Origin of the sequence: Shewanella sp. MF08487 (assembly GCF_050848685.1) — a bacterium.
Taxonomy (GTDB): Bacteria; Pseudomonadota; Gammaproteobacteria; order Enterobacterales; family Shewanellaceae; genus Shewanella; species Shewanella glacialipiscicola.
The window spans coordinates 1-10,171 of the sequence record NZ_JBOZPB010000044.1; the positions used below are offsets into that span (position 1 = coordinate 1).

Sequence of the window (10,171 nt, forward strand, 5' to 3'; positions counted from 1 at the left end):
GGGTCTTCGATGAGTTTCAAGTGTTCAAATAAAGACATGGATTAGGCTCAGTAGAATAACATGTCCGATCAGATCATGCAGATACGAAGAAGTTCCCTACTGTAACAAAGTATGATCCCGCCCTGAATAATGGAGTGTTGTCGTTTTACCGTAGTCAATAGACAAAAGATTTAGAACGATAAATATTACCGCATAACATTTTAATTATTTGGAGTAAAATGCATTTCAATCTGAATTTATTTTATTTAACTCATTGAATAAGTCTGGATAAAGTTCGACAGGCTGGTTGTGGCAAAAGTGTTTATGAGTTTATTAAAGCAGAATGTTATAGAAAGATGTTATGTATGACGTGAGTGAACCGCTAAAATGGTCTGGTAGATTAATATAGGAACATAAATCGACAAAAAATCAAATATTAACTATTAACATATTGATATATATGCGCTGTTAAAGGCCTGCTCCCAACTATTTTTTAATATAGATTATTCAATCGAGGCATTTTATGCTAATCCGCTCAAAGTTGTTACTCAGTGCTGCCGTGTCGATTTCGGCACTAATTGCCATGTTTGGCTTACAACTCCATTCAAATTCGGTGAAATCGGAACTTTCCAAAGCGGCTCAAAGTGTGCTTGAGTTAGAGCGCGACGTCTTAATTTTGCGTAAAAATGAAAAGGATTTTTTTGCTCGCAAGGATTTAAAATATGTCGAGCTGCATAAGCAAAGCCACATGGCAATCGACAGTATTGTCCCTGAGTTAGAGAAAGTCTTTAAAGAATATGAGGTGTCGACTGCCTCACTTGAAAGTTTTGACCATAATTTAAATCAGTATCAAACCGCTTTCTCTGAAGTGGTGCAGCTACAACAAGAGATTGGTTTAACACCTAAAACGGGTTTGTACGGCACATTACGAGCTGCGGTGCATAACGTTGAAACGCTACTCAAGGAATTTGATCAGCCCGCACTCGAAGCCGCTATGCTGCAACTGAGGCGTAACGAAAAAGATTTTATGCTGCGTCGTGAGCTAAGCTATGTTGAAACCTTCGACACCAATATTGGTAAGTTCAATGACAAGCTTCATGCCTCGAGTATTGATATTAATACTCAACAGAAAATTGAAGATCTTATTACTCAATATCAAAAGGATTTCAAAAGCTTAATTAATAAAGAGCAGCAGCTTGGTTTGACCGATAATGACGGTACTATGGCGCGGGTCTTAGCTGCAAACCTACAAACTGAAAGCAGTGCGAATGACTTACATAATCTAGCGCTTAAGGCTATTTATGATGCTGAGAGTAGTAGCGTTAATATCGGTATTACTGTGTTCATATTTATTGCGTTACTACTATCAATCATTACTTACTTGATTATCCGCAGTATTATCGCGCCGGTTGCACGTATCACGCAGATTATAGCTCGTATCGAAGTGAGTAAAGATCTGACATTGAGGTGCGATGCTTCCACGCAAGACGAACTTGGCGAAATTGCGCAACATTTCAATAGTATGGTGAGTAGTTTCCAACATCTTATCGAGCAAGTGATCGATTCTGTAGAAACTATCAATACTTCCTGTAAACGTGTGTCTGAAAATGCTGAGCTCGCCTCCCAAGGAGTTGGCAAGCAGCTTAATGAGACCGATATGGTTGCAACAGCGATAACTGAAATGGGCGCTACTATTGAGGAAATTGCTAAAACAACCGAATTAGCTGCATCTAAAGCGAGTCAAACCCATGATAATGCGCAAAGTGGTCAACTGGAGGTCGAGCAAACGATTCATAAAATTCAGTCGCTTGCAGAACAGCTAAATAGTTCGGCAACAGTAGTGAATGAATTAGAGCGTGACAGTGAAACAATCGGTAGCGTATTAGATGTGATCCGCGGTATTGCCGAGCAGACTAATCTCTTGGCCTTAAATGCTGCGATTGAAGCAGCGCGAGCGGGTGAGCAGGGCCGTGGTTTTGCCGTTGTTGCTGATGAAGTACGTAATTTAGCGATGCGCACGCAATCATCAACTCAAGAGATTGCTAGCATAATTCAAACGCTGCAGACTCGTACCCGCTCGATTGTGCAGTTAATGGAGTCGAGCCAAAAGCAAGGCGAAGAGAGTACGCAGCAAGCCGCGAGTGCGGGAGCATTATTAAAACTTATCAATACAGACGTGCGTAATATCATGGACATGAGCACTCAAATTGCGGCGGCGATTGAAGAGCAAAGTATGGTTGCTGCCGAAGTGAGTAAGAACGTGGTAGTGATCAGAGATATTGCTGAGGAGTCATCACATGCCGCTGCTGCGAATGCAAATGCGTCGGATGATCTTAAAGCGCAGGCGGAGTTTTTATTCCGCGCTGTGAGTAACTTTAAAATCTAGTACATTAAAACGACGAGCATAAAAAACGGTTTACATTAAAGCGATTCGCATAAAAAACAATAAAAAAAACGCACTCATAAGAGTGCGTTTTTTGTCTGACGGGTTATGGCCACACAGCCCACTAAATTCGCTGTATTGAAATAACCTAAATCAGTTTATAACGATTAGTGACGGAACATTGCAGAGATTGACTCTTCGTTGCTCACGCGACGAATCGCCTCTGCCAGTACTGCTGACATAGTTAACTGCGTTACTTTAGCCACTTTCAGCATTTCAGCGCTTAGAGGGACAGTGTCGGTCACAATCACTTCGTCAATCACTGAGTTAGCGATATTTTCAGCCGCATTGCCTGAGAATACAGGGTGAGTTGCGTAGGCAAATACGCGGTTTGCACCATGTTCTTTCAAGGCTTCAGCCGCTTTACACAGAGTGCCGCCTGTGTCGATCATATCGTCAACGATAATGCAGTCACGGCCTTGAACATCCCCAATGATATGCATTACTTGAGCAACGTTTGCCTGTGGGCGACGTTTATCAATAATAGCTAAATCAGAATCATCCAACAGTTTTGCTACTGCGCGAGCGCGAACAACACCACCGATATCAGGAGAAACAACCACAGGGTTATCTAAGTTCTTCGCCAACATATCTTCTAGCAGCACAGGGCTACCGAATACGTTATCAACGGGAACATCAAAGAAGCCTTGGATTTGCTCAGCGTGCAGGTCACAGGTCAAAACGCGGTCAACACCCACGCTAGACAAGAAATCGGCAACAACTTTAGCGGTAATAGGTACACGTGCACTACGAACACGACGGTCTTGACGAGCATAACCAAAGTAAGGAATCACTGCGGTGATACGGCCAGCAGATGCACGGCGCAGCGCGTCAACCATCACGATGAGTTCCATCAGGTTGTCGTTTGTCGGCGCGCAAGTAGATTGGATGATGAACACATCGGCACCACGTACATTTTCGTTAATTTGGACACTGATTTCACCATCGCTGAAACGACCAACCACTGCGTCTCCGAGTTTGCAAAATAGACGATCGGCTATCTTTCTAGCGAGACTGGGGGTGGCGTTCCCAGCAAAGAGCTTGATGTCGGGCACTGTATAAACCTCAGGCGTTTGCTTTATATTTTAGTGGCTAGCGTAACGACGATGTGGGACGGGAGGAACCCGAGGCGTTATCGTATAGATGTTACGCTAGAAGAAAGTAGTTTACGGATGATTCAGTCGCGCCATGAGCGGCGAACGATTCATCCCTTTTGCAACAAATCCTTGCATATCAGACGGTAAATTCGCCAAAGCTGCGAGAGCTTGTTGCTGTTGTGTGAATTCCCCAAACACGCATGCGCCTGTTCCGGTCATTCTCGACGGCGCATATTCTAGCAGCCAGCCTAATGCCTTGGCAACTTGAGGGTATTTAGAAACGACCAGTTTTTGACAATCATTTGCCCAAGGTTGGCTCATTAAAGTATCTATGGCCAATTTGGGGGTAGCGCGCGGTAGAAGTGGATCTAGGAACACTTCTGCAGTAGAAACATGGGCATCGGGGGCGATAACTAGGTACCAAAGTTCACTTGGATTCACAGCGTGTAAACGCTCACCCACACCCTCAGCAAAAGCGGCAAAACCATGAATAAAAACAGGAATATCGGCACCCAGTTTAAGGCCTATTTGAGCTAGTTGTTCAGCGGATAATTGCGTATTCCATAACTTGTTTAACGCCACTAATGTGGTTGCCGCATCCGACGAGCCGCCACCTAAACCGCCGCCCATAGGTAGACGTTTATCTAACCAGATTTCAGCGCCGCCAGTAAAGCCTGTGGCTTGTTGCAATGATTTTGCGGCTCGCAGAATTAAGTTATCGCTGTCAGCGACAACGCCAGAGATATTAGAATGCAACACCAATTCTGTGGTGTCAGTGACGCTAAAATCGAGCATGTCGCAGCAATCAATAAACTGAAACAGCGTTTGCAGTTCGTGATAGCCGTCCTTGCGGCGGCCATTAACGTGTAAAAACAAGTTGAGTTTGGCTGGTGCGGGCCAGTTACGAGAAATGACAGCTGACATATTAAGGTTGTTCTCCAGCGACTCTTACGGTTTTGCCAAGTGCTTGCCATTGATTAAGTTGTAGTTTGAGTTGTAAGTCGCCGCGATCAAGCTTTAATTGGTGGGGCACGTTGGCGCCACTTTGGAATTGCCAGCTTAAAAATGTGACTAGCCAAGGCGGTGGAGTTTGAGTATTGGTTAGCAGTTTAGGTTTACCTTGGCTGTCACTTTCGATGACCTGATCATTGGGGCCAACTTGGCCGATGATCCACAGTGGTAAATCGGCTAACGGAATCGACCAGCCGCTAACGCGCTCAAGTAAACGCTGGGCGTTATCGTCGCGAAAATCTTTGCCATCAATGTGTAAATGCGCTGAGTTGGGCGTTGAGTTAAGCGTCAACACCGTTGTACCTAGCATAGTTGTGAGCGTGAGTGCATCGCCATTTTCACTATGGCGCCAGTAGATATTGGCGCTGAGTTTGTCGTCAGGGGTTTTTATGGCCAATTTGCCTTGCAATTCCCACGCTTTGGCTTGGCGAGCATCCGTTACGTTAATCGGCTGTAAATCGTTCGCAGGCGGCAGGCTTTGGCAAGCGCCTAAAAACAGTAAGCTGCTCAAGACGATGCAAGAGAAAATAGATTTTGTGAGACGCTTCAAATTATTCATCTATGACTGATATACCAAAGTCCTTATGATACGAGGGCTTGGCAATAATACCAATGCCAAACGTAAAATTTCCATCGGCGGTCACTTCGATTTACTCCTTTGGGACAAATCCTGCCTTACCTATGATTAATAAGAAATTTAGGTAAGAAGTTAGACCATTATTCGGTTTTGTTAAGCGTATTCTGTTTTTAGTTGGGCCAATTAAGTAGAATGGTCTTATTAAGAGAGTCGCCAAGAATCTAGAAAGAGTCAGATGAGCCTAGTAGCAATTGGTATAAACCACAAAACAGCCACGGTAGACCTGCGCGAGAAAGTTGCCTTCTCTCCGGACAAAATTCATGATGCCATGAAGAGTCTGGCCAGTCGTACGCGCTCGGGTGAAGCCGTTATTGTCTCTACCTGTAATCGCACTGAGTTGTATTGCAACAACGGCGATGAGGCTGACATTATTGCTTGGCTTGAAGAATATCATGGCCTAAATCATGAGGACGTGGCGCCTTGCCTGTATAATTACCACGGTCAAGAAGCAGTAAGGCATTTGATGCGCGTGGCATCAGGGCTTGATTCGCTAATCTTAGGTGAGCCGCAAATTCTTGGCCAAGTAAAGCAAGCGTTCGTGAAGGCGAAAGAAGCAGGTACGGTTGCTTTAACCATAGATAGACTTTTCCAAAATACTTTTTCAGTCGCTAAGAAAGTCCGCACTGACACTGAAATTGGCGCCGCCGCAGTGTCTGTGGCATTTGCCGCGGTAAGCATGGCGAAACATATTTTCTCGTCGATATCGACCACGAAAGTGCTGTTGATTGGTGCGGGTGAAACTATAGAGTTGGTTGCGAAGCATCTTAAAGACAACGGCGTGGCGTCAATGGTCGTAGCAAACCGGACGTTAGAACGTGCCCAAGGCATGTGTGAGGAGTTTGGCGCAACAGCAATTACACTGGCGCAGATACCAGATTATCTCCCCAAAGCCGATATCGTGATATCCTCTACCGCCAGCCCGCTGCCTATCTTAGGTAAGGGCATGGTCGAAAAAGCGCTAAAGCAGCGTCGTCATCAACCTATGTTATTGGTTGATATAGCAGTTCCCCGCGATATTGAGGCGGAAGTTGCTGATTTGGACGATGCATATCTGTATACAGTGGACGACCTGCATAGCATTATTGAACAGAATATGGCTTCTCGAAAAGAAGCCGCCGAGCAAGCTGAAGTAATTACTGAAGAACAATCTTTTTTGTTTATGGATTGGATCCGTTCTTTAGAGTCGGTCGATAGTATTCGCGAGTATCGCAGCCAGAGCATGGCGGTAAAAGATGAGTTAGTGGAGCGAGCCCTGAATAAACTAGCGCAGGGTTCTGATGCTGAACAGGTATTGATTGAACTAGCCAATCGCCTGACTAACAAACTTATCCACGCACCGACACAGGCCCTTACGGCCGCCAGTCGTCAGGGCGATTTGAATACTCTCGGTCAGTTAAGATCAGCGCTTGGATTAGATAAACACTAAGGTTCGCGAGTTAAATGAATGAATCCGTTATCCGCAAGCTAGAAGGCTTGCTCGAGCGTAATGAAGAAGTCATGGCTTTGCTGGGTGACGCTAGCGTCATTGCTGATCAAGACAGGTTTCGTGCATTATCGAAAGAATATGCCCAGTTAGAAGATGTGGTTGCAGGCTTTAAAGCCTATCAGCAAGCACAAGCCGACCTTGATTCAGCGAAAGAAATGCTGGAAGAAGACGATGCTGAAATGCGCGAAATGGCGCAGGAAGAGATGAAAGCCGCCAAGGCCAAACTCGAGCATCTGGAAGGCGAGCTGCAAATTTTATTACTGCCAAAAGACCCCGACGACGATAAAAATGCGTTCGTTGAAATTCGTGCTGGCGCTGGTGGTGACGAAGCGGCGATTTTCGCCGGTGACTTATTCCGCATGTATAGCCGTTATGCCGAAGCTAATCGCTGGCAGGTTGAGATCATGAGCAGCAACGAAGGCGAACATGGTGGCTTTAAAGAAGTCATAATGAAAGTCAGTGGTGATGGCGTTTACGGTAAACTCAAATTCGAGTCAGGCGGTCACCGCGTACAACGTGTGCCTGAAACTGAATCTCAAGGTCGTGTACATACATCAGCGGTAACCGTTGTGGTATTACATGAAGTGCCTGAAGCTGAAGCGATTTCAATCAACCCTGCCGATCTAAAAGTGGATACTTTCCGCTCATCGGGCGCGGGTGGTCAGCACGTTAACAAAACTGACTCAGCTATTCGTATTACCCATATTCCGACAGGACTTGTGGTGGAATGCCAAGATCAGCGTTCGCAACACAAAAACCGTGCTCAAGCCATGAGTGTACTGGCTGCTCGTATTCAAGCAATTGAAGACGAAAAGCGCCGTAGCGCGGAAGAATCGACCCGTCGTAGTCTGGTTGCCAGTGGCGATCGCTCCGAACGTGTGCGTACTTACAACTTTCCGCAAGGTCGCGTGAGTGAACACCGCATCAACTTAACCTTATATCGCTTAAACGAAGTGATGGAAGGCGACCTCGATGCTATTTTATTGCCTCTGATGCAAGAGCATCAAGCCGATCAGCTAGCCGCTCTGGCTGGCGAACAGGGGTAACTTTGTCAGATCAATCTAGCATTGCCGAAGCCCTGCAATGGGCTTATGTACAGTTAGCGACAACCTCTGAATCCGCTCATCTGGATGCAGAGGTTTTGTTACTGTATTGCCTCAATAAAAGCCGCGGTTATTTATACACTTGGCCTGAAAAATCCCTGACAGTTGAGCAGTGGAAACGCTTTCAGCAAATGGTGCTAAAACGCCAAAAAGGTGTACCTGTGGCGCATATTGTTGGCGAGCGCGAATTTTGGTCTTTGCCATTTATCGTTAACGACACCACGTTGATCCCGCGGCCTGACACTGAAATTTTAGTAGAAACCGCATTAAATATGCCGCTTTCTACCTATGCCAAAGTGCTCGACTTAGGTACTGGCACCGGAGCCATTGCGCTGGCGTTGGCATCTGAGCGTGAATCATGGGAAATCACCGCCGTTGATAAAGTTGACGATGCCGTCGCTTTGGCTATCGCAAACCGCGAAAACTTAAAGTTACCACAGGTTGAAATTCTTCAAAGTGATTGGTTTAGCGCGGTGAAATCGCGGGATTTTGATTTAATTGTTTCAAACCCGCCCTATATTGACGAAGCTGATGAACACTTACACCAAGGTGACGTGCGTTTTGAACCCCAAAGCGCGTTAACCGCCGCTGAGGAAGGTTTTGCCGATCTTTACTATATTGCCAACACCGCCCGAGATTACTTAAAACCTAACGGTTATATCTTACTCGAACATGGTTTTGAGCAGGCGGTACGCCTCAGAGCAAAACTTATCGAACTGGGCTACGAGAATGTCGCTACAGTGCGAGACTTTGGCAGTAACGACAGATGTACTATGGGTAAATGGGCGGAATAACCCGCTGCTTTAAGTGAAGATATTTACCCAGTTATACCGATTTAACTAACGCCATTGGTTATTGTCAATGGCGTTTTTGTTTTCTAGATAAATACCTAAGCTATGATGTCGGATGATAATTTGGGGATCTCAGATTATTTCTTACTTATTATCTCGATATTAAACATGTTATTTCTGTTGCACGCGGTCTGTTTTTTTAAGAAATATCTTTATAGGCTCGACAAGGGCATCCATTCTGCCAAGGCGTATTTATATAGCTAGTACTTAATTTTCGCATACACCTTAATTACTCACCGAAATTACACCTTTTAAATGTTGATTTTATGATTGTTATTTGTTGCATTTTATGTAATTATTTTTTGCTGTAATCAATGTCGACTGCGGCATCGGGATTAGGTAAAACACATGGAGTGTTAGTCATGCAAAAAATATTTTTATGCTGCATATTATTGTTTATCCAATTAATTTTCCCTTCACCGAGTCACGCTATTACTGAAACAATTGTATGCAATGATTGCTCTGCTTCTGCAATGCAAATAGCCGCAACAGAAGGGCTGATTAAATATGGAACCAATAATGTAGTTGTTGTTGATTTTGTAAATAAAGCTTCAAGAAAATTCACTGTGGTCAACAAAGATGATGCTCACGGTGAACCCTTCATAACGGCATCTGAAACAAAATTAAGCAGTGATGAACAGAAAAGTGTATTAGCTCTTTTTGAATATAGAAGGCTTTTAATTGATTCGGTCAAAAATGCTGAAGAGATTAATAAACAACTTTTCCCTAACAATGTTGACGCAAAATCGCTGTAGGAAGTGATATGAAAGTTTTAGTTTTAGTCTTAATTCTCATACTAGGACTGAACGCCTGTACATCGAAAAACAATCAGACAATAACACCAAAGGAAGAGTCTTTCGTTGGTATAATGAATGATGAGCTCATTTATCAAGGTCAAATTACCCAGATATCAAATACGATTATTTTTAAATCATTTATGCAGGCGGAAATAAAGCCGGATAAACTCATTATATCTAGTCAGGACGGCGATATTAGTCTAGGAATGGAGCTAGGAAGTTGGGTGAAAGATAATAATTTAGATATTGAGGTATCTAATATTTGCGCTTCCTCATGCGCAAACTATGTCTTTCCAGCGGGAAATAAAAAATACCTTAGAAAAAACTCCGTATTGATATGGCATGGAAGCGCTTGGCAGCAAAGCTGGGACACTGATGATTTGCCGAAAGACTTTCAATCCAGTTATCTGACTCCAATTAGGATGAAAGAAACCATGTTACTCGACAGGTTTGGTGTTGATAATCTTATTACCGTTTATGGTCAAATAAATAAAAACGTCTTCGATCATATATTATTCTTATTCGGGCAAAACAAAGACGGTTGGGATTATTCACTGAAAGATATGCACCGTTTTGGTATAACTAATATTATCCTAATTGATGAAGAATGGAGTTGGCGAAAATACAGACCAAGCCAAAGCCAGGGCGGGATTAAGCTTTGTTAAATCTCTTAACCAAAGAAAATCTCGCGCCTAAAATCGTCATTCCATGCTGCCTTTCTTATCTTGGTTGGTTTACTGGCTTTTAGCGGATGCTGCTCTAAAAGG

The 10,171-nt window shown here is 44.1% G+C and carries 9 protein-coding genes; 6 read left to right on the forward strand and 3 right to left on the reverse strand.

Annotated elements, in window-relative coordinates; translation table 11 throughout:
- Positions 1–502 precede the first annotated feature (502 nt).
- Entirely contained in the window at positions 503–2,365 is a 1,863-nt protein-coding gene (locus ACRN9H_RS19230) for a methyl-accepting chemotaxis protein (protein WP_432315812.1), read from the forward strand.
- 164 nt (positions 2,366–2,529) lie between these two features.
- Here ACRN9H_RS19230 and ACRN9H_RS19235 read toward each other — a convergent pair whose 3' ends face one another.
- The 3 genes from ACRN9H_RS19235 to lolB form a co-directional block, all read right to left on the reverse strand.
- Positions 2,530–3,477: a ribose-phosphate pyrophosphokinase gene (locus ACRN9H_RS19235; RefSeq protein WP_220773756.1), complete on the reverse strand. Its 948-nt coding sequence runs from the start codon at positions 3,475–3,477 to the stop codon at positions 2,530–2,532.
- Positions 3,478–3,588: 111 nt separating this feature from the next.
- Complete coding sequence (ispE, locus tag ACRN9H_RS19240; RefSeq protein WP_432315814.1) at positions 3,589–4,443, reverse strand: 4-(cytidine 5'-diphospho)-2-C-methyl-D-erythritol kinase; 855 nt, start codon at positions 4,441–4,443, stop codon at positions 3,589–3,591.
- A gap of 1 nt (position 4,444) precedes the next feature.
- Positions 4,445–5,089 (reverse strand): lipoprotein insertase outer membrane protein LolB, encoded by a 645-nt coding sequence (lolB, locus tag ACRN9H_RS19245; protein WP_432315816.1) that lies wholly within the window; start codon positions 5,087–5,089, stop codon positions 4,445–4,447.
- Positions 5,090–5,342: 253 nt separating this feature from the next.
- Between lolB and hemA the strand changes: the two genes are divergently transcribed.
- From hemA to ACRN9H_RS19270, 5 genes are all read left to right on the forward strand, one after another.
- Positions 5,343–6,593, forward strand: a complete 1,251-nt coding sequence (gene hemA / locus ACRN9H_RS19250) for a glutamyl-tRNA reductase (RefSeq protein WP_432315818.1) — start codon at positions 5,343–5,345, stop codon at positions 6,591–6,593.
- Positions 6,594–6,607: 14 nt separating this feature from the next.
- Positions 6,608–7,699 (forward strand): peptide chain release factor 1, encoded by a 1,092-nt coding sequence (gene prfA / locus ACRN9H_RS19255; protein ID WP_220773760.1) that lies wholly within the window; start codon positions 6,608–6,610, stop codon positions 7,697–7,699.
- 2 nt (positions 7,700–7,701) lie between these two features.
- The gene (prmC, locus tag ACRN9H_RS19260) at positions 7,702–8,550 is read left to right on the forward strand and encodes a peptide chain release factor N(5)-glutamine methyltransferase (protein ID WP_432315820.1); all 849 of its coding nucleotides are present in this window, start codon (positions 7,702–7,704) and stop codon (positions 8,548–8,550) included.
- A gap of 419 nt (positions 8,551–8,969) precedes the next feature.
- A complete protein-coding gene (locus tag ACRN9H_RS19265; protein WP_432315822.1) occupies positions 8,970–9,362 on the forward strand; it encodes a hypothetical protein in 393 nt (130 codons plus the stop codon).
- Positions 9,363–9,370: 8 nt separating this feature from the next.
- Positions 9,371–10,069 carry a hypothetical protein gene (locus tag ACRN9H_RS19270; RefSeq protein WP_432315824.1) on the forward strand — a complete coding sequence of 233 codons (699 nt, stop codon included), beginning with the start codon at positions 9,371–9,373 and terminating at the stop codon, positions 10,067–10,069.
- Positions 10,070–10,171: the final 102 nt, after the last annotated feature.

What these genes read in the sequence shown, in the direction of transcription:
- ispE (WP_432315814.1), bottom strand. Translation starts at nt 4,443, where the DNA reads ATGTCAGCTGTCATTTCTCGTAACTGGCCCGCACCAGCCAAACTCAAC.
- ACRN9H_RS19270 (WP_432315824.1), top strand. Translation starts at nt 9,371, where the DNA reads ATGAAAGTTTTAGTTTTAGTCTTAATTCTCATACTAGGACTGAACGCC.
- prfA (WP_220773760.1), top strand. Translation starts at nt 6,608, where the DNA reads ATGAATGAATCCGTTATCCGCAAGCTAGAAGGCTTGCTCGAGCGTAAT.
- lolB (WP_432315816.1), bottom strand. Translation starts at nt 5,089, where the DNA reads ATGAATAATTTGAAGCGTCTCACAAAATCTATTTTCTCTTGCATCGTC.
- ACRN9H_RS19230 (WP_432315812.1), top strand. Translation starts at nt 503, where the DNA reads ATGCTAATCCGCTCAAAGTTGTTACTCAGTGCTGCCGTGTCGATTTCG.
- hemA (WP_432315818.1), top strand. Translation starts at nt 5,343, where the DNA reads ATGAGCCTAGTAGCAATTGGTATAAACCACAAAACAGCCACGGTAGAC.
- ACRN9H_RS19265 (WP_432315822.1), top strand. Translation starts at nt 8,970, where the DNA reads ATGCAAAAAATATTTTTATGCTGCATATTATTGTTTATCCAATTAATT.